Here is a 20,365-nt window from a genome sequence, read left to right as displayed (position 1 = left end):
ATGACCCAGTACGGATTCTTCTTTGACCAGAGCCGCTGCTATGGCTGCAAGGCATGCTCCGTCGCATGCAAGGACTGGTACGACATCGCGCCAGGCCCTGAGAAGTGGATGAGCGTGTACATGTGGGAGAAGGGGCGCTTCCCCAACCCCTCGATCGGCATCCTCGCCTTCAACTGCGGCCACTGCGACAACCCCGTTTGCGCTGCAGCCTGCGAAAACGGCGCAATCTTTAAGGAAGACAAGTACGGCGCCGTCCTGATCGACCAGGACAAGTGCAAAGGCGATCGCCACTGCTTCGAGGCTTGCCCCTACGGCGCGCCCAAGTTCGCCAGCGATGAGCCTGGCACGAAGATGAGCAAGTGCACCATGTGCATCGACCGCCTGGAAAACGACCAGCTGCCGCTCTGCGTGGCATCGTGCCCCATGCGCGCCCTCGACTTCGGCCCGATCGACGAGCTTCGCGAGAAGTACGGCAACGTGAGCCAGATCGAGACCATGCCGAGCCCGACTTTGACCAACCCGAACTGGATCGCGAAGGCCAATCCGCCCAAGGAGCAGCTCATTCCTTACGATGCCGTGAAGGCAATCGAGCTGACGAAGCCGCGCACCAGCACCGACGACGTGTTCGAGGGCGACCTCGCAAGCGTCACCGAGTTCGATGCCGACGTCGCGTGCATCTCCGAGCTTCGCATGAAGAACGCCACGGTTGCCGAGGTCATGGCAGCCACCTCGAGCGACCAGGGTTAGTCCCCCTTAAGCAGCGGCAGGGGATGCGGATTGCACGTGCGCAGCCCGCACCCCCCAAGCCGCCGAACGATTGCCGCCCGCCTCGACTTCGGGCGGCGGAATGGAGTTAAAGATGGAACTGACACTCCAACATGCCGGCATCTACTGTCGCGATATCGATGAGTCGATCGCCTTTTACGAGGACGTCCTCGGCTGCAGGCTCCTTTTCAAATCCGATGCCATGGAGGGCGACAAGCCGCTCAAGATGGCTTGGATGAAGGGCATGGGCACCGCGTTCGAGCTGCTCGAGTGCGAGGACAAAACGACCTGCGGCAAGGCAGCCGAATGCCTGAATCACCTGGCGCTGCGCGTTGCGGACATGGACGGGTTCGTCGCTTTCCTGGGCGAGAAGGGCATAGCCATCGAGGCCGGCCCCTTCGACCCGCCGCTGGAATTCGACCGTCCGCTCAGCTCCGATGACGACGACCTGTTCACCGTGTTCGGCGATGCCGGCACGCAGCTGCGCATCATGTTCTTCCGCGGCCCTGGCGGCGAGCGCTTCGAGGTCCTCCAGGACAACATCAAGCCACTCTAACCTTAGGCGGAGGGCGGGCGCCGAATGCAGTCTCGCCCTCTCCCTCGATTCCCTCCTAATTAGAACCCTATTAGACGTTGGGTCAGGATACCTGCACCCGCAAAGAGCAAGGGATGGAGCTATCTTGACCCAGCACTTCTCGAAGAGAAGGGAATTCCTATGGACACTAACAAGAAATACGCGAACTGGGCGCTCATCGCCATCGCCATGCTGCTGTTCGGCACGGCCATCGCAACGGTTCAGTACAAGGTCCCCGTCGTCATGGGCGACATCATGATGAAGATGGACATGGACGCAGGATCCGCCTCGTGGCTCATGTCGATCTTCACCTTCGTGGGCATCATCTTGGCGCTCCCCACAGGCGCGCTCGCCAAGAAATTCGGGCCGAAGACGATGCTGCTCGCCGCGGCCGTCGTCGTAGCAATCGGCTCGCTCATCGGCGCTTTCGCGGGCAACGGCACCATCCTCATCGTATCCCGCGCGATTGAGGGCGTGGCATTCATCTTCGTCACCATCTGCGGCCCTCTGGCCGTGCAGAAGTACGTCGCTCCCGACAAGATCGGTTCCGCGACAGGCATTTGGGCACTGTGGGTCTGCCTCGGATCCGTCTTAGGCGGAGTTCTCACCCCGACGCTCTACGCCGCCACCGGGTTTGTGGGCGTGTGGGTAATCTATGCAGCCGTCGCCGTAATCTTCGCGATCATCGTCGCCGTCATCGTCAAGTTCCCCGGCGGCGAGGCGCTTGAAGCACCTCAGGCAGAAGCCTCCGAGGAGAAGGTGAGCTACTCCGAGCTCGTCAAGCCGAACATCCTTCTGTTCTTCTTCGCGTTCCTCGTGTTCAACCTGACGCTGCTCGCCGTTTTGGGCTTTGCGCCGACGTTCATGCAGCAGCAAGGCGTCGACCCCACGCTCTCCGGTTTCGTGAGCACCCTGCCGATGCTGCTCGCGGTCATTTCCTCGCCGCTGTTCGGCTCACTTTCCGACAAGATGGGCCGTTGCAAGCCGCTCTACCTGCTCGCCATGGTCGTCATGGGGCCATGCACGCTGATCCTGCTCACCCAGACCGGTCCTTTGATGTGGGTTGGCGCCATCGTCATGGGTCTTGTCGGCCTCGGCGGACCCGTTATGTGCCTGACCTCCTACATCAACGTCCTCGGTCGCCCCGAGCTGATGTCGATCGGCATGGGCGTGCTCATGCTCGTCCAGAGTCTGGGACAGTTTTTGGGCACGTGGCTCGTCCCCATGCTCCTCGGTCCCGAGATGTCCTCGTGGATGTTCGCCGGCATCGTGATGTGCATCATCGGCCTCATCGGCACGGGCGCCCTCGCCCTGTGCAAGTTCAAGTAAGGTTTGGGGGGGTGCCTCGGGAATCTCTCGCTTTACAGAGAGAACGTAGCCGATGAGAGATTCAGGTGCCCAGCGATCAGTGCGCGCAACCGCATCCCCGCACAGGTTGAATCTGCAGCGGCTTGCCCGACGATTCCATTCGCCGGGCGAGAACCCCCCGCACGCAGGTTGATCCCGCCATCAGCGTAACCGAGCAAGTAGCAAGCGAGATTCCCACTGAAAGCCCACATTCGAAGTGCCCGTTGCGAAACGCAGCGGGCACTTCAGCGCTTTCGTTTGGGGAGCGACAAAGCTGGAAACGTGAAGTCGATCGAGAATTGCGCGCTATGGAGACTGCAGACGCGAGGTGAGAGAGCGACACGGCGGCGAGCGGAAAACTGCGCGCGTGACGTTGCGAGAGGGGACGACGGCACCGCCAGGGCCGGGCAAGCGAGCGGCGCGGTAGACAGCGAGCGGAGAACAGGCCCGCGAGGGGTAGGGCGAACCGCGCTCTACCTGCATCCGAGCCAGTGACAAGAGGGAGGCTTCCCGGCATCTCGCAGGACGCCGGAGCAGCGGAACTCGAGGACCGGCAGATACGTGCGCGACACGCGCTTTCGATCGCAAGACCCCCCCCCTTTTCTCGAAAATCACCCCTCCGTGTTAAACCACCGTTGACATGTCGGCGATCCGCCTGGTCCGGTAGACCATCGCGTCGCCGCATTCGAAGTGCGCAAATCTCCTCGTCTTCCAGTATCGGACCTCCGCCTCGCGCATGAAGAGCTGCTCGCGCCCGCCGACCCGCCGCCTTCTTACGGCCTCTTGGCCGACTCCATGATAGGGGGCCTGTTTTTCGGGAGAGCCGCCAATGGGACAGCCATGTCAACGGTGGTTTAACATGGAGAATCACCTCCCCGTGGACAAATATCGGCGATATGTGAGTCCAAAAGCGCCGCCTGGATGCTTGGGCTTGTCATCAACGGCCTGTGACCTGGGCTTTCGCTGACCCTTTCGAGGAAGACGGGCCGAAGGTGGAAACGAATCCTCACATATCGACGATTGCTGTCCGCGATGGCGCAATCCGTCCCTAAAAACTTTTTGCTCGATGTGCGCAGGTTTTTCCGGAAGGCGACCGAAGACGAAAAGACCGGAAGAATCCGCACCTCCCTGGCCTGGCCTTATAGAGAGGCGCTCGTCAATAAACCGGCAATGAACAGGCAGGCTGCGGCAAAACCTGCACACATCGGAACTGCGGCAAAAAGTTGGACCGGTTGGACCGGTCGGAGCGGAGGCTGCATTGTATACAGACGAGGATAAGGTGTTCTGCGTGAAGAGGATGTGGGCGGAGGGGCTGACCCCGACCGCCGCGAGCAGGCTGTGGGGCGCGCCGTCCCGCCGGACGCTCGCGGCCTGGGAGAAGGAGGCCCTCGGCGGGGGCCTGGCGGTCGAGGCGCCGAGGGTCCCCGGGGCCTGCAGGCGCGCCAAGCACGCCCGCTACCCCGAGGAGACCAGGGCCGAGGCGCTGAGGCTGCTCGGCCTCGGCAAGCCGACCCGCGAGATCGCGAGGGCCCTCGGGCTCCCGTCCGGGTCGGTCGTGTCGAGATGGGCCGCGGAGGCCCGCCGGCGCGCTAAGATGGCCCCGGAGGCGATCGCGATGGGGAAAGAGAAGGGGGCGCCCGGCCCGCGCGAGGCGGAGCTGGACCGGCTGAGGATGGAGTGCGCGGTGCTCAGGGAGATGCTCAGCGACCCAAAAGCAGGAGACCCGGCGAGACTCTCGAACAAAGGGGACGTGCCCGGACAACGCGAGGGCGGAGGGCTTCTTCGGCACGCTCAAGCAGGAGTTCCTCTACGGCCGGGAGTGGGCGGGCGTCGGGCGCGAGGAGTTCGAGGGGCTGCTGTCGGGGTACATGGGGTGGTACGTCGGGCGCCGGCCCAGGAGGTTCCGCGAGGGGGGCCGCGCGCGCTACGAGACCCTGGCCGAGCACAGGAGGAGGCTCGGGTACCCGGTCCCGCCGTTCGCCGCGCAGCAGGCGCAGTAGAATGAGCTCGGACAGGTACAAGATTCCTGCCGCAGTCCCCATCGAGCAAAAAATATCAGCGAAGAAGGGGGGGTGGTCTCCAGCGATGGCCCTCGATGCATCGCAAATCGGGACGCGATCGGAAAACCGCTCGGAAAATAACTGCTTGCTTTATCACTCTACTGTGATAAAGTGTGAGCCGTTCGAAAGAGGCGCAAGGAGAAACCGCAAGGCCTCGAAACGATGCAAGTAACGTGAACGCAACATCCGAGAGGCTGCAAGCGTTTACAATGAGTTGCCGCAGCACGCGGACGGAAGGTGTCCGCGACCTGCCGCGTGTCACGCAGGCGGAAAGTACCACGTCGCCGGTCCTCACCGGAGGAAAGCCGCCGCCAAGCTTGCCGCACGATGACGAAGGAGAAGGTACGACCGTGAATTACACAACGCCCTCGGGGTTTCGCGACGTCTTAGCAGATGAGGCCGCGCGCCGCGAGGCAGCCGCGTTCGACGTGCAGCAATTGCTGTCGAGAAACGGCTACGTTCCTGTGGAGACGCCCACGCTCGAGATCATGGACGTCATGAGCGCCGGTGGACGCGTGCCGGGGACCCCGTTCAAGCTTTTCGACTCGCGCGGCGACCTGCTCGCGCTGCGCCCCGACGTGACGCTGCAGATCGCGCGCATGTGCGCAACGCGCCTCGCGGGGCACCCAGGTCCCTTCCGCTTCCGCTATCAAGAACGCGTCTTCCGCGAGGCAGAAGGCCGTCCGCAGGCGGAAGCGCGCGAGATGACGCAGGTGGGCGTCGAGCTCATCGGCGAAGCCGGCCCCGCCGCCGACGCCGAGGTCATCGCCTTGCTCGCCGAATCGCTCGAGCAGATCGGGGTAGGGGACTTCCGCATCTCGGTCGCCACGGTTGGCGTGCTGCGCGCCCTGCTCGCAGGATGCGGCGCCGGCGAGGCGTGGAAGTCGGGCGTGCTTTCCGCCTACCACGCCAGCAACTTCGTCAAGCTCGACGAGCTCACGGGGCCGGGCGCGCAAAAGGCAGGGGTCGCCCCCGTCTTCGCGCAGGCCATCCGCGCGCTCGCGAACGTCCGCGGCGGACGAGAGGCGGTTGCACGCGTGCGCGATCTGGTAACGCCGCTCGGCTGCCAGGACGGCCTGGCCGACCTCGAGCGCACCCTCGAGCAGCTCGACGAGAAGGGCCTGGCCGACCGCATCTTCGTCGATTTCTCAGTCATGAGCTCGTTCGACTACTACACAGGCATCGTCTTCGTCGCCTTCGCCCCCGCGCTTGGCGCGCCGCTCGGTTCGGGCGGGCGCTACGACAACACGATCGGGGCCTACGGCGAGAGCCGCCCCGCCGCTGGATTCGCGTTCTACCTCGATCAGGCGCTTGCCGCCGCCGCGACCGAGCAAGAGGCGGGCGGGCGTCCGCTGCGCATCGCCGTGCCCAAAGGCTCGCTCAACCCCGACTCCATCGCGTGCCTTGCGGCATGTGGCCTTGACACGACGGGTCTCGCCGACCCGGGGCGCCAGCTCATCATTCGCAACCCCGGCGTCGAGTACATTATCGTGCGCCCCTCCGATGCCCCGGTGTTCGTGGAGCTCGGAGCGGCCGATTGTGGCATCTGCGGGGAAGATTCCCTGCTCGAAGCGCAAACGGGCACCGTCGAGCTCGTGGACCTCAAATTTGGTGCGTGCCGCTTCATCGTGGCCGAGCCCGAGGGGGCGAACGAGCGCGTCGCCGAGCGCTATCGGACCTGCGGTTCGATCCGCGTGGCCACGAAGTACCCGCGCATCACCGAATCCTTTTACGCGAAGAAAGGCGAGCAGGTCGAAATCGTGAAGCTTCACGGCAACATCGAGCTCGGGCCGCTCACGGGCCTCTCCGAGCGCATCGTCGACATCACGGCGACGGGCCGCACGCTTCGTGAGAACAACCTGGTCATCGTCGATGAGGTGCTCTCGTCGACGGCGCGCTTCTTCGCGAACCCGTGCGCATTCCGCACCGACCCGCGCGTGGTCGAGCTCGCGGACAAGCTGCGAGCGGGCGCCGAGGCGGGCCTGTGGGACGCGACGGTGATTGCCGGAAGCGACCAGCCGGGCGCAAGTGCGAACTCAAGCGCGAGCGCGTAAACTTCTCGATACCAACCAAGACGTTTCAATATAAGAAGGGAACACATCATGCGTCGAGTCATTCTGAAGGAAGGCGAGCAATTCAAAAGCTCGCAGATCAACCGCACCGGAGCGTTCAACGCGGGCGCCATCGCCGCTGCGACCTCGATCATCGAGGAGGTGCGCGAGCGCGGCGATGCGGCGTTGCGCGACTTCACCGCGAAATTCGACGGCGTCGAGGTGAAAGACTTCCGCGTGCCGCAGGAGACGATCGATGCCGCCGCAGCCCAATGCGACGCAAAAACGGTCGCCGCGCTTGAACATGCCGCCGAGCAGATCCGCGAGTTCCATGAGCGCCAGAAGCAGCAGAGCTGGATCGCCACGCGCGAGAACGGGGCGATCGTCGGCGCGAAGGTGACGCCGCTCGAATCCGTAGGCATCTACGTTCCCGGCGGGCGCGCGCTTTATCCCTCCACCGTGCTCATGAACGCCATCCCCGCATCGGTCGCTGGCGTTGAGCGCATCGCCTGCGTGACGCCCCCGTCCAAGGACGGCTCGCTCGATTCCGCCATCCTCGCCGCCTGCAAGATCGCCGGCGTGACCGAAATCTACTCGGTCGGCGGTGCTCAGGCTGTCGGCGCGCTCGCCTACGGCACCGAGACCATCGAGCCGGTCGCCAAGATCACCGGCCCCGGCAACGCCTACGTCGCCGCCGCGAAGAAGATCGTGTCGGGCGATGTGGGAATCGACATGATCGCAGGCCCTTCCGAGGTGTGCGTCGTCGCTGATGAGACGGCTGATCCCGCACTCGTCGCCATCGACCTTATGGCCCAGGCCGAGCACGACCCCCTGGCCGCCTGCTACCTCGTCACCTTCTCCGAGGAATATGCCGACCAGATCGAGGCTGCCATCGAGCGCCACGTGAAGCACTCCACGCGCGCGGAGATCACCATGGCGTCGCTCAACGACCACGGCCTGATCACCATCTGCCCTGACCGCAAGGCCGCGATTCAGGCGGTGAACGTGATCGCCCCCGAGCACCTCGAGCTGCATGCGGAAAACGCCATGGACCTGCTCGGATCGATCAAGAACGCGGGCGCGATCTTCTTGGGGGAGTGGACCCCGGAGGCGGTCGGCGACTATGTGGCCGGCCCCAACCACACGCTTCCCACCGGCGGCACCGCGCGCTACGCAAGCCCGCTTTCAGTCGAGGAGTTCGTGAAGAAGTCGTCCATCATCCAGTACACCCCCGAAGCGCTCGCGGCCGACGCCGACTCCGTCATGACGATCGCTCGCCACGAGGGCCTGTGGGCGCACGCGATGTCCGTCGAGCTGCGCTGCAACGAGCTCGCTGGCAAGCCGACCGAAGTCGATGCAGGTGAGAGCGTTGAATAGCGTGAGACAGTCCGCCCCTCAACTGCAGGGGCTTGTGCCCTACGACCCGAAGTACCTTCCCGCAAGGGCATATCTTTCCGCGAACGAGAACCCGCGCGACGTGGAGACCGAGATCCGCCAGAAGATCATCAGCGCCATTCGCAAGGTTCCTTTGAACCGTTATCCCGATCCATTGGCCAACGATCTGCGCGACATGATCGCCGAAGCGAACGGGCTCGACCGCGACCAGGTGCTTCTGGGCAACGGCGGCGACGAGCTTTTGTTCAACATCGCGCTCGCCTGGGGCGGGCCGGGACGCAAGTTCCTAAACCTGCCGCCGACGTTCTCGGTGTACGCGGCCAACGCGCGCCTCACGGGCACCGAGGTCATCGATGTTCCGCGCCTCGCCGATTACTCGATCGACGAGGAGACGGTGCTTGAGCGCGTCGGCCAAGGTGACATCGACTACGTCATTGTGGCCAGCCCGAACAACCCCACCGGCAAGCTCGCGAACGAGGAGTTCCTCGCAAAGCTTCTCGACGCCACCGACGCGCTCGTCCTGGTCGACGAGGCATACTTCGAGTTCTCCCGCACGACGATGCGTCCCTACCTCGCGATGCACAAGAACCTGCTCATCCTGCGCACGTTCTCGAAGGCGTTTTCGCTCGCGGGTGTCCGCATGGGTTACATCCTGGGAAACGCCGAGGTCATCCGCGAATTTTTGAAGGTACGCCAGCCGTATTCAGTTGACGCCGTCTCGCAAGCGATCGCACGCGAGGTGTTCTCCGAGCGACAGAAGTTCGAGCACGGCATCATGGCAATCATCTCCGAGCGCGACCGTCTGCTCGAGGAGCTGGGAAAGGTGCCCGGGATAACCGTGTATCCTTCGGACTCTAACTATATCCTGTTCAAGCTCGAAGGCGCCGACAAGGTGTGGGAGGCCCTCTATGCACGCGGCATCCTCGTGCGCGACTTCTCCCATGCGCCGATGCTCGAGAACTGCCTGCGCGTATCGGTAGGGACCGAAGAAGAAAATAACGAGTTTCTCGCCGCACTGCGGGAAATCGTGGCGAACAAGTAGGAAGGGGTGCACATGAGCGAGCGGACCGCACGAATTGCACGTACAACGAAGGAAACCGACATCGAACTGTCGATCGACCTCGACGGCACCGGCGCGACCGACATCGACACCGGCATCGGCTTTTTCGACCACATGCTCACCGCCTTCGGGTGCCATGGACTGTTCGACCTGTCGGTGCGCGCGGAGGGCGACCTGGAAGTTGACGGCCATCACACGGTGGAAGATGTCGGCATCGTTGCAGGCCAGGCGTTTGCGAGCGCACTTGGTGACAAGCGCGGCATCAGGCGTTTCGGCTCGATCGCCCTGCCCATGGACGAAGCGCTCATCCTGGCGGCGGTCGATATCTCGGGCCGCGGCCAGCTCTTCTGGGAAGCCGACATCCCAGCCGTCATGGTGGGGTCCTTCGACGCGTCGCTCGCCAAGGAGTTCTTCATCGCCTTCGCCGCAAACGCCGGCGTGACGCTTCATATCCGCGAGCTCGCGGGCGAGAACACCCATCACGTGATCGAGGGCATGTTCAAGGCGGTGGCGCGCGCGATGCGCCAGGCGGTCGAGCTCGACCCGCGCATGGGCGATGCGCTGCCGACGACCAAGGGCGCCCTATAGGAGATGCGAATGATAGCGGTAGTCGATTATCAGAAGGGCAACCTGAAGTCGGTCGAGCTCGGCCTCATTGCCGCAGGTGGCGAGGTCTTCATCACGGCGGATGCGTCCGAGATAGCCAAGGCGGACGCCATCGTCTTGCCAGGCGTCGGGGCCTTCGCGGATGCGGCGGCGACAATGCGCGAGCTCGGGCAGACGGAGGCCATTCGCGACCGCGTGCGCGCAGGCGTCCCCTTTTTGGGAATCTGCCTCGGCGAACACCTGATGTTCGAGCACGGCGTGGAAGGCGCGCCTGAAGGCAACCCCGCGTGCGGACTGGGACTTTTGCCGGGCACCGTCGTCGCCATGCCGCGCTGCGATGCGCAAGGAAAAACGTTCAAAGTACCCCATGTTGGGTGGAACGCGATCGAGATGCCTGCGTATAACGGGGGCGATGCAGTCCCTCCGTGCGGCGAAGGCGGGGGAAATGCCGTGCTCAAACAGTCCTCGCTTCGCTGCGGAACTGCGCGCGGCACCTCCCCCGACTCCGCCGCACTGCTCGATGGGGGACAGGCTGAACCCGAACTTTCCTCGCTTCGCTCGGAAAATGCGGGCGGCGCCTTCCCTGACTCCACCCCACAGCCAGGAAGCGACCTCGCCTTCGCCTGCCCTCTCTTCGACGGCATAGCGCCTGGCGAGTACTTCTACTTCACGCATTCCTACATCGCGCCGACAGGTTCCCGCACCATCGCCGAGACCACCCACAGCGTGCGGTTCACGAGCGCGGTCCAGTATGGCGATCGCGCCTTCGGCGTGCAGTTCCACCCCGAGAAAAGCTCCGACGCTGGCGCGCGCGTGCTCGCGAACTTCGTGGCGATAGCCGCCCGCGGCTAAGCAGTCGCTGCACCGATTTCAGAAAGGAACGCAGAGACATGTATCTTCTCCCTGCAATCGATATCCTGGAAGGCCATGCCGTGCGCCTCGCCAAAGGGGACTATTCCCAGGTGACGGTCTATAACGACGACCCGGTTGACCAGGCGCGCGCGTTCGAGTCCCAAGGCGCCACATGGATTCACGTGGTCGACCTCGACGGCGCGCGCACAGGCGTACCCGAAAACATCGCCATCGTCGAGCGCATCGTGCGGGAGACCTCGCTTTCCGTGGAGGTCGGCGGCGGCATCCGCACGCTCGAGACCCTCGAGCGCCTCGCGGACATCGGTGCCGCGCGCATGGTGCTCGGCACCGCGCTCGTGAACGACCCCGATCTCGCGCGCGCCGCCGTGGAGCGCGTAGGGGGAGACAGGCTCACCGCCGGCATCGACGCGAAGGGCGGGGAAGTCGCCGTCTCAGGTTGGATCGAGGGCTCGGGCGTTGCGGCATGCGATCTGGCCCGCGAGATGGGCAAGGCGGGCTTTAAGCACATCGTCTACACCGACATCGCACGCGACGGCATGCAGACCGGGCTCGACGTGCAAGCATATGTCCAGATGGCGGAGGCGTTCGGGCATCCCGTAATCGCGAGCGGGGGTGTGGCGAGCGTATCCGACATCGAGCGGCTCGCACCGGTTGCCTCCTCTATCGAGGGCGTCATCACCGGGCGCGCCGTATATGAAGGAACCTTAACGGTTGAGGAAGGCGTCGCGGCCTGCGCTGCGGCCACAAAGGAGTAGGCTATGCTTGCCAAGCGAGTGATTCCCTGCATGGACGTAAAGGACGGGCGCGTCGTCAAGGGCGTGAACTTCGTGAACCTGCGCGACGCGGGCGACCCGATCGAGCTCGCACAGCGCTATGACGAGCAGCGCGCAGACGAGGTCATATTCCTCGACATTACAGCGACGAGCGACGACCGCGCCACCACCGTCGAGCTTGCCAGCCGAGCATCCGAGCAGCTGCACTTGCCCTATTGCGTCGGCGGCGGGTTTCGAAGCGTCGCCGATATCCGCAAGATGATCGCGGCGGGCGCCGACAAGGTGTCGGTGAACTCTGCCGCTGTTGCGAACCCCGAGCTCATCACGCAGGCAGCAACTGCGTTCGGCACGCAGGCAATCCTCTGTGCGATCGACGCGAAGCAGCGGGCAGACAACCCCAACAAGTGGGAGGTCTATGTCCACGGCGGCCGCAAGGCAACGGGAATCGACGCCGTCGAGTGGGCGCAAGAGGCGGCGCGGCGCGGCGCGGGCGAGATCCTGCTCACGAGCATGGACCGAGACGGCAGCCGCGACGGGTTCGACTGCGCCCTTACGCGGGCCGTGGCGCGCGCAGTGAACATTCCCGTTATCGCGAGCGGCGGCGTCGGCAAGATCGAGCACTTCGCCGAGGGTATTTTGGAGGGCGAAGCCGACGCCGTGCTTGCCGCAAGCGTATTCCATTTCGGCGAGATGACCGTACGCCAGGTGAAGGAGTACATGCGCTCGCAAGGCATTCCCGTACGCCTGTAACGTGTTTGTCGCAAGCGTGTCGCACGAACCGAAAGGACACTAACATACATGGCAGTGATTGACAGCATTCCCGAGCTCGCCTACAACGAAGCCGGCCTCATTCCTTGCATCGTGCAGGACGCGAAGACCCGCGAGGTCCTCATGATGGCGTGGATGAACGAAGAATCCGTGCGTCTCACGCTGGAGCAGCGCACAACCTGGTTCTTCTCGCGCAGCCGCCAGGAGCTCTGGCACAAGGGCGGCACGTCCGGCAACACGCAAGCGCTCATCGAGCTGCGCTACGACTGCGACGCCGACTGCCTGCTCGCGCTGGTGGACCCCGCAGGTCCCGCCTGCCACACGGGCAACACCACCTGCTTCTACCGCGTGATGGGGTAGAACCCCGAGGCTCGCTCTCCGTCACCCGCTTCGTTGGCGCCGCCCCTTCTCGCTGCTGTCGCACGCCCGAGGGCTCGTCAGTGTGTGCGCTTCCTGCTGTTTCGCCGCGCGGCGGGCAACCTTCGGTAGAATCGATAGGTCCTATCCGAGCGCGACGAACAGCGCATCGCGCACGCACGAAAGCTCATACATGATTATCGAAATCCTGAAAGCCCTGCTCGAGGGCATTGTCGAAGGCATCACCGAATGGCTGCCCATCTCGTCGACCGGTCATATGATCCTGATTGATGAATTCGTGAAGCTGCAGGTATCCGATCAGTTCCTCGCCCTGTTCCTCGTGGTCATCCAGATCGGCGCGATTCTCGCCGTCATCATCATGTACTTCCACAAGCTCAACCCCTTCAGCTTCAAGAAGACGCCGGCGCAGCGCAAAAGCACCTGGCGGCTGTGGGGCATGGTCGTCATCGGGTGCATTCCGGCGGCGGTGTTTGGATTCGCGCTCGACGATTGGGTGAACGAGCATTTTTACAACAAGGTTTGCGTTGCCGCGATGCTCATCCTGTACGGCATCGTCTTCATCGTGCTCGAACGCCGCAACCATCGTCGTTTCCAGGAGGCCCGCGCAGGGCTCGCGCTTTCCGGCCCGCGCCCGCGCGGCAAGCATGCGCGCGTCGACGCCCAGGCGCACGCAACGAGCGAGCAGCTCGACGCCCGCGCGGAGGAGCAGCTGTTCAAGATCACCGACGTCGACGACATCGACTGGAAGACCGCGCTCAAGATCGGCCTCTTCCAGGTGCTCGCCATCATTCCGGGAACAAGCCGCTCGGGCGCCACAATCATCGGCGGCATGCTCACTGGATGCTCGCGCACCGCGGCGGCCGAGTTCACGTTCTTCCTGGCCATCCCTGTGATGCTCGGCTGGGGCGCGGTGAAGGCGGCGAAGTTCGTGCTCGCAGGCGTCGCCATGACCACGACCGAGATCGCCGTGCTCGTCACGGGCGTTGTGTCCGCATTCGTCATGTCGATCATCTCGATCAAGTTCCTCATGGGCTACATCAAGAAGAACGACTTCACCGCCTTCGGCATCTACCGCATCATCGTGGGCGTGCTCGTCCTTGCCTACTTCGCGTTCGAGACCATGGGCATGCTTCCGTAAAGACGCAATGCCATCCCAGCCGAACATCCCCCGCGTCACCTACACGCCCAAACTCGCGACGTACATGCGCAAAAAGGGCTGGCGGCATATCGCCATCGAGCACGCGAGCGCATGCGGTTGCTGCGTCGACCTGTCGGAGGTGGCCACGCGATTCGTCGACGACGCGGCAGCGGACAAGCTGCGCGCGAAGGGCTGCGTCGAGCTTCACGGCGAGCTGGGAAGCGTCCTCGTGGCGCGCGGAATGGAATACGACGACGCAGTAGAACTGGGGCTTCGCAGCTTCTTCGGCGCGAAGGACATCACCGTGCGCGGCATCAGATCGTGGAGCCTGTAGCAAACCCTTAGTTGGCGCGGGACGAAGCCAAACCCCGAGTTGAGGCTTAGGAATGGAACCACAGCCCCAAGTTCGTGGTCAACTGGGAGAGTTGTGCGACGTTATTTTGCTCGATGGAGCCCTTTACGACTACCTGAAACACTCTCTGAAATAAAACCCCAGCTCAGCGAAGAGCGAATTTAATTATCCTCAGAAAGGGCAGCGCACAACTCTCCCAGTTGACCACCAACTAAGGGGTGTGCTCCATTCTGCCGCCCGCGACCGCCCGCTGCAGACGTCTTCTTATTCGGAATCGACTTTTCACGGACAAAACATTGTCGATACGCGAGTCGGAAAGGGGCGGTGGGTTTATTGTTCCTTGCGCGCGACCGCGAACATGGAGCACAATGAAGCATGACGGCCATAGGGGACCGGATGGCCGAAAAGCTGGTAGGCCCATGGGTTGGCCGCGAGAACCTGACGGGTAGCGCACCGCCGTAGGAAGCCACGGGGCTTCCTCAAGAGCTGGGAGGACCTTATGCATTACGTCGAATCACCGCATCGTTTGCCTTACGAGATGGCATCAGGTATCCTTCAGGCGGAAATCGGCTGCTCCTACAGCCGCTGCCGTTTCTGCTCGCTGTGCCGCAAGCCGGGGAAGGACTACCGACCCGCACCGCGCGAAGAGGTGGAGGCCGACCTCGACGAGCTCGCTTCCTACGTGCGCAGACCCACGCGCATCTACCTCTACGGCGGAAACCCCTTCGGCATGCCGCGCGATATCCTCATACCGCTGCTCGAGCGCATTCACGAGAAACTGCCCGAAGTGAAGACAATCGGGGGCTTTTGTCGCGTAGCGGACGTGAAGGCCGCGACCGACGAGGACCTTGCAACCTGGGCACACCTCGGGGTGCAGGGGCTCTCCATCGGAGCCGAGAGCGCCTACGATCCCGCGCTCAAGTTCATGCGCAAGCCACATACCGCGGCTGACCTGGAGCAGCAATGCGCGCGGCTCAGCAAGGTCGGCATCGACTACACGCTCTTCTACCTGGCCGGTATCGCAGGCGCTGGGAAGTGCACTGAGGCGGCACACGCATCGGCCGAGGTCTTCTCGCGCATCAACCCGCTGCGCATCAACATCATGACGCTCACCGTGTTCGACAATGCCGACCTCGCGCAAGACGTTGCATCGGGCGCCTTCGCCCCGGCAGCCGAACGCGAGATCGTGCTCGAGATTCGCGACTTCATCGCAGGCCTTTCGGGATGCACGTCCTTTATCGAGGCCGGCCACGACACCAACATGGTGCATTTCGACGGCGTACTGCCGCGCGACCAGGAAAAGATGATCCTCTACCTGGAGCAACGCGCTGAGATCATGAACGAAGAGCACATGAGGCTCCTCCGAAGCCGCTTCCGCGCACTATAGCGGAGGCACGCAAGAAGGCAACGATCCTGCATGCGCCCGAAGACCGCGAGCGGTGCGAGGCCTATCCAAATACTAGGATTTTCTGCTCGCCGCCCCATTTCACCCGCTTTCGGGTTAGCCACGGCTTCTCTTTTGCTATCATGTCAAGCACACGAGTGGCCCCATCAGGGCAGATTCTCGTTAAAGCAATGAGGCATGAGAGGAACGTCAATGCCAGAAGAAAGCAAGTCGCTTGCTGAAATCGAAGCGCACCGCGCGAAGATCGACGAGATCGACCAGCAAATCGTTGCGCTTCTGAACAAGCGCGCAGGTCATTCGCTCGTAATCCGCGGACTCAAACCGGGAGCCCGCATGGGGCTTTACGACCCCAAGCGCGAGGAGGAGATCTTCGCTCGCGTCAATTCTTATAACGAGGGACCTTTGTATAACGAGAACCTCCGAGAAATCTACGAGGCAATTCTCAAGGTTATGAAGGAGACCCCGTCCGTATGAGTGAAGTGAAAACCGTGTCCCAAAAACTACCCGATTACGGAACGCTGACCGACGAGATCACCATCTTCGCCGGCCCGTGCTCAGTCGAAAGCGAAGAGCAGTTCAACGAAGTCGCCGAGTGCATCGCGAGCCTCGGCTTGCATTGGATCCGCGGCGGCGCGTTCAAACCCCGCACCAACCCCCACAGCTTCCAGGGCCTCGGCGAGGAAGCGCTGCAGATCATGAAGGCCGGGGGAGACAAGTACGGCCTGAAGACCCTGACGGAGGTCATGGACTCCGAGCACTGCGAGATGGTCCACTCCTACGTCGACGGCCTGCAGGTGGGAGCGCGGAACTTCCAGAACTTCAGCCTGCTGAAGAACATCGGTAAGGTGACGAAGGACTCGCACAAGATGGTGCTGTTCAAGCGCGGTTTCGCCGGCACGATCGCCGAGTGGCTCGCCGCGACTGACTACATCACCATGGCGGGCAACGACAACGTCGTGCTCTGCGAGCGCGGCCTGCGCACCTTCGAGACCGCGACGCGCTTCACGCTCGACATCTCGGCGGTGCCCGTCATCCACAAGCAGAGCCTCTATCCCATCTGCGTGGACGTGTCTCATCCGGCCGGCGTGCGCGACCTCGTGCCCGCGCTTGCGAAGGCGGCGGTGGCGGTCGGCGCCGATTCCATCATGATCGAGGTGCACCCGAACCCGCCCGCGGCCCTTTCCGACGGTCCGCAACAGCTAACGCCCGCCCAGTTCACCGACCTTATTGCTGAGCTGCGCGAACTCGCCGCAGTCTTCGGGAAGAAGATCGTTTAACGCGCTGAGCGCAGCAAAATGACGTAACCGGGAAGGCCGCCTCGAGCGGTCTTCCCGCTCTTTGAGGACAAGCGAGCCGCAAAAGACTCCCCGAAGCAAGCGGGAAACCCGAGCCCTCCCCCTATGATCGGGCGCCTGGAAGCGAGCCCTCGGCAGGAAAGCCCGCTTCCAGGCAATCCCCCCTCCCGCAAACCGCGAGGATGCTACAATGGCACGCGTTCGCCTACGATTAATCGGAGCTGCATGACCAACTTCTCCAAACCCATCAACCGCGCGCTCTTCGTGCTCTGCGTCATCGTAACCGGGTCGATTGCCGGCGCTTTTGTGTGGGCGTTCTTCTTCTTGATGGACAAGGGGATCGAGCTCTTCTGGGCCACGCTGCCCGCGCTCATCGGCCAGGCGGCGGATGCGTGTCTGCCAGGGCTTGCGGAGGGGCCGTTCGGCTTTCTGCCGTATCCGCTTATCGTGTGCATCGTCGGCGGGCTACTCATCGGGTACTTCGACAAGAAGACGGGCGCGCGGCCCGAAGAGCTTACCGAGGTCATGGCCAAGGTGAAGCAAAACGGCCGCTACAGCTACGAGGGCATCGGCAAGCTTTCGCTCGCGGCGCTTCTGCCGCTGCTGTTCGGCGGGTCGATCGGACCCGAGGCCGGGCTCACCGGCGTGATCGCAGGGCTCTGCACCTGGGTCGGCGATCGGATGCGGCGTTTCGGCGCCGACTTCCGCGCGCTCACCACCATCGGCACGCAAGCCGCCTTAACCGCCCTGTTCACCGCCCCCTTGTACGGCTTTGTGGCCCCGCTTGCAGGGACGGCGGACGCACCCAAAGACGGCGAAAACGACGTCGATATTAAGCTGCCGCGCGCCCAGAAGACCTTTGTCTACCTGTGCGCCATCGCAGGTGCGCTCGCGGCGTTTCTGTTGCTCGGAGATGTGTTCGGGGGAGGAATGGGCCTGCCGCGCTTCACGGGGATGGAAGTGGGCGCGCTCGAAGCCGCGCTTGTCATACCGGCCGCCCTCCTCGGATGCGCCGCGGGATGGGCCTTCCACGTATCGAGTTGGGCATCGGGAAAACTTGCAAGCCGCATGGGGGAGCAGCCCGTCACGAAGGCCGTGCTCGGCGGGATCGTCCTCGCAGTATGCGGCATGGCGCTGCCCTACACCATGTTCGCAGGCGAGGCGCAAACACACCTGCTGATGGATAGCTACCTTGCAATCGGGGCGGGCGCGCTCATCGCAACCGGGCTCGTAAAGGCCGCGCTCACCCCGTTCTGCATCCAGATGGGCTGGCGCGGAGGCCATTTCTTCCCGCTCATCTTCTCAGGGGTGAGCATTGGATACGGCTTTTCCCTGCTCACCGGTGCAGATCCCGTGTCGTGCGTGGCCGCGTGCACCGCGGGATGCATGGGGGCTGTCATGCGCCAGCCCGTGATGACGGCGCTGCTGCTGATCATGTGCTTCCCCGTGAAGGGCGTCGTCGTCACGATCGCGGCTGCGGCCATCGGGGCGGCGATTCCCCTTCCGAAGACGATTGCGCCTTCCAAGCCGCAGCGGAGCGCCCAGGAGAAGGAGAACGCCCTGCGAGAAACCAAGGAGGCAGGCGAATGATCAACTTCCGCATGCTCGTGGACGTGCTGAGACATTCAGGGTTCGGGCCGATCACCTGCGTGTTCGCGATCGCCTTCCTCATATGCTCGGCAGCCGTGTGGCTCGCCGACCCCGAAACCCTCACCTTCGGCGACGGGGCGTGGTTCTCCTTCGAAGTGGTATCGACCATCGGCTTCGGCGACGTGAACGCGACGGGACCGGTAGCGCGCGTGGCGGCAGTAGTGCTCAGCGTCCTGAGCATTTTCTACATCGCGCTTCTCACCGGCGTTGTCGTGAGCTACTGCACGACCGCGCTCAAGGCGCGCCAAGAAGGCACGCTCGCCAACTTCGCCGCCAACCTCGAACGCCTCGACGAGATGACCCCCGAGGAGCTGGCCGCGTTCTCCAAACGAGTAAAGGAATACCGCCGCACGCGATAATGTTAAATCACTGGCGTTAACGTTAAATTGCGCGCGTGCTCGGTCAATCTGCGGCACAATGGAGGGCGACACAGAAGCGTGGGCGCGAAGGCGGGCCCGCGCGACGCGGCATCCGCCGCTTGCAGGAACCGAAACGACAAGGAGCACTTTCGTGGCTAAGGTCAATCCGAACTACCAGAAACTTCCGGGCAGCTATCTCTTCTCCGAGATCGCCCGTCGCACGGCAACATATTCCGAGGCGCACCCCGAGGCGAAGCTCATCAAGATGGGCATCGGCGACGTGACGCGCCCGCTCGCACCTGCCGTCATCGAGGCCATGCACGCCGCCGTCGACGACCTGTCGCGCACCGAAACCTTCCACGGCTACGGCCCTGAGCAGGGCTATGACTTCCTGCGCTCGGTCATCGCGGAGAAGGATTTCCACGCACGCGGGGTCGACATCGCCGACGACGAGATCTTCATCTCCGACGGTGCGAAGTCCGACTGCGGCAACATCGGCGACATCCTCGACGTCGACAACGTCATCGCTGTATGCGACCCGGTGTATCCCGTCTACGTCGACTCCAATGCGATGGCGGGCCGTGCGGGCGACTACGACGCCGAAGCCGAGCGCTGGACGAACATCACCTACATGCCCACCACCGCCGAAAACGGCTTCTGCCCTGCGCTTCCCGAAGGCCGTGCGGACGTCATCTACCTGTGCAGCCCGAACAATCCCACGGGCACGGTGCTCACCGCCGAGCAGCTGAAGGTGTGGGTTGACTACGCGAACGCCAACGGCTCGATCATCATGTTCGACGCGGCTTACGAGCGCTTCATCACCGAGGAGGGCGTGCCGCACTCCATATACGAGGTGGAAGGTGCCAAGACCTGCGCCATCGAGTTCCGCTCGTTCTCGAAGACTGCAGGATTTACCGGTGCGCGCTGCGGATACACGGTGGTTCCTAAGGAACTCGAGCGCGACGGTCAGAGCCTGAACGCCATGTGGAACCGCCGTCAGTGCACGAAGTTCAACGGCGCGAGCTACATCATCCAGCGCGGCGCCGCGGCAATCTACACCGAGGAAGGCGAGCGCCAGATCGAGGAGACGCTTGCGTACTACCGCAACAACGCGCGCGTGATCAAGGAAGGCCTCGAAGCCGCCGGGTTCACCGTATACGGCGCCGTGAACAGCCCCTACATCTGGTGCAAGACGCCTGAAGGCGTGGGGAGCTGGGAGTTTTTCGACAAGCTGCTCACCGAGGCGAACATCATCACCACGCCGGGCGCGGGCTTCGGCCCCTCGGGCGAGGGCTACGTACGCCTGACCGCCTTCGGCGACGCCGACGCCACCGTAGAGGCGATGGAGCGCATCAAGAAGCTCATGGCGTAGCGACGCCGCTCGCTTTTCAAGAGCCACTCAATTTTTCTTGAACGACTTCCCATCGGCCGCACATCTGCGTATCGTAGGAGCCGCACGAACGAAAGCCCCAGGCAGCTCCTGGGGCTTTTTACTGTCAAGAACACGCTGCCTTGG

19 protein-coding genes are annotated in these 20,365 nt (G+C 63.3%); all 19 read left to right on the top strand.

Annotated features, from left to right (window positions below; all coding sequences use genetic code 11):
- Entirely contained in the window at positions 1–747 is a 747-nt protein-coding gene (locus ACMRQN_RS01870) for a 4Fe-4S dicluster domain-containing protein (protein ID WP_418733583.1), read from the top strand.
- A 112-nt stretch (positions 748–859) separates the two neighbouring features.
- Entirely contained in the window at positions 860–1,321 is a 462-nt protein-coding gene (locus ACMRQN_RS01865; protein WP_418733582.1) for a VOC family protein, read from the top strand.
- Positions 1,322–1,480: 159 nt separating this feature from the next.
- Positions 1,481–2,668, top strand: a complete 1,188-nt coding sequence (locus tag ACMRQN_RS01860; RefSeq protein WP_418733581.1) for a CynX/NimT family MFS transporter — start codon at positions 1,481–1,483, stop codon at positions 2,666–2,668.
- A gap of 2,428 nt (positions 2,669–5,096) precedes the next feature.
- Entirely contained in the window at positions 5,097–6,800 is a 1,704-nt protein-coding gene (hisG, locus tag ACMRQN_RS01855) for an ATP phosphoribosyltransferase (protein ID WP_418733580.1), read from the top strand.
- Positions 6,801–6,848: 48 nt separating this feature from the next.
- Positions 6,849–8,174, top strand: a complete 1,326-nt coding sequence (hisD, locus tag ACMRQN_RS01850; RefSeq protein WP_418733579.1) for a histidinol dehydrogenase — start codon at positions 6,849–6,851, stop codon at positions 8,172–8,174.
- Positions 8,158–9,234, top strand: coding sequence for a histidinol-phosphate transaminase (gene hisC, locus ACMRQN_RS01845; protein ID WP_418733578.1), 1,077 nt, complete (start codon positions 8,158–8,160; stop codon positions 9,232–9,234). Before hisD ends, hisC begins: the two co-directional genes overlap by 17 nt.
- A 12-nt stretch (positions 9,235–9,246) precedes the next feature.
- Positions 9,247–9,840 (top strand): imidazoleglycerol-phosphate dehydratase HisB, encoded by a 594-nt coding sequence (hisB, locus tag ACMRQN_RS01840; RefSeq protein WP_418733577.1) that lies wholly within the window; start codon positions 9,247–9,249, stop codon positions 9,838–9,840.
- A gap of 9 nt (positions 9,841–9,849) precedes the next feature.
- Entirely contained in the window at positions 9,850–10,710 is an 861-nt protein-coding gene (locus ACMRQN_RS01835; RefSeq protein ID WP_418733576.1) for an imidazole glycerol phosphate synthase subunit HisH, read from the top strand.
- Positions 10,711–10,748: 38 nt separating this feature from the next.
- The gene (gene hisA, locus ACMRQN_RS01830) at positions 10,749–11,486 is read left to right on the top strand and encodes a 1-(5-phosphoribosyl)-5-[(5-phosphoribosylamino)methylideneamino]imidazole-4-carboxamide isomerase (protein ID WP_418733575.1); all 738 of its coding nucleotides are present in this window, start codon (positions 10,749–10,751) and stop codon (positions 11,484–11,486) included.
- A gap of 3 nt (positions 11,487–11,489) precedes the next feature.
- Positions 11,490–12,254, top strand: a complete 765-nt coding sequence (hisF, locus tag ACMRQN_RS01825; RefSeq protein ID WP_276996170.1) for an imidazole glycerol phosphate synthase subunit HisF — start codon at positions 11,490–11,492, stop codon at positions 12,252–12,254.
- Between the two features lie 48 nt (positions 12,255–12,302).
- Complete coding sequence (gene hisI, locus ACMRQN_RS01820) at positions 12,303–12,632, top strand: phosphoribosyl-AMP cyclohydrolase (RefSeq protein WP_418733574.1); 330 nt, start codon at positions 12,303–12,305, stop codon at positions 12,630–12,632.
- 190 nt (positions 12,633–12,822) lie between these two features.
- On the top strand, positions 12,823–13,788 hold the full coding sequence (locus ACMRQN_RS01815) for an undecaprenyl-diphosphate phosphatase (RefSeq protein ID WP_418733573.1): 966 nt from the start codon (positions 12,823–12,825) through the stop codon (positions 13,786–13,788).
- Positions 13,789–13,795: 7 nt separating this feature from the next.
- Positions 13,796–14,122, top strand: coding sequence for a hypothetical protein (locus ACMRQN_RS01810; protein ID WP_418733572.1), 327 nt, complete (start codon positions 13,796–13,798; stop codon positions 14,120–14,122).
- 517 nt (positions 14,123–14,639) lie between these two features.
- Complete coding sequence (locus ACMRQN_RS01805) at positions 14,640–15,527, top strand: radical SAM protein (protein ID WP_418733571.1); 888 nt, start codon at positions 14,640–14,642, stop codon at positions 15,525–15,527.
- A 210-nt stretch (positions 15,528–15,737) separates the two neighbouring features.
- A complete protein-coding gene (locus tag ACMRQN_RS01800; protein ID WP_158049070.1) occupies positions 15,738–16,019 on the top strand; it encodes a chorismate mutase in 282 nt (93 codons plus the stop codon).
- Positions 16,016–16,822, top strand: coding sequence for a 3-deoxy-7-phosphoheptulonate synthase (gene aroF, locus ACMRQN_RS01795; RefSeq protein ID WP_418733570.1), 807 nt, complete (start codon positions 16,016–16,018; stop codon positions 16,820–16,822). The genes ACMRQN_RS01800 and aroF overlap by 4 nt, the downstream gene beginning before the upstream one ends.
- Positions 16,823–17,065: 243 nt before the next feature.
- Positions 17,066–18,430, top strand: coding sequence for a chloride channel protein (locus ACMRQN_RS01790; protein WP_418733569.1), 1,365 nt, complete (start codon positions 17,066–17,068; stop codon positions 18,428–18,430).
- Entirely contained in the window at positions 18,427–18,849 is a 423-nt protein-coding gene (locus ACMRQN_RS01785; RefSeq protein ID WP_418733568.1) for a potassium channel family protein, read from the top strand. The genes ACMRQN_RS01790 and ACMRQN_RS01785 overlap by 4 nt, the downstream gene beginning before the upstream one ends.
- Positions 18,850–19,000: 151 nt before the next feature.
- Positions 19,001–20,221, top strand: coding sequence for an LL-diaminopimelate aminotransferase (locus ACMRQN_RS01780; protein WP_418733567.1), 1,221 nt, complete (start codon positions 19,001–19,003; stop codon positions 20,219–20,221).
- Positions 20,222–20,365: the final 144 nt, after the last annotated feature.

Source organism: Ellagibacter sp. (assembly GCF_048412355.1).
Classification (GTDB): Bacteria; Actinomycetota; Coriobacteriia; order Coriobacteriales; family Eggerthellaceae; genus Ellagibacter.
This window is presented reverse-complemented; position numbering and strand designations above follow the sequence as displayed.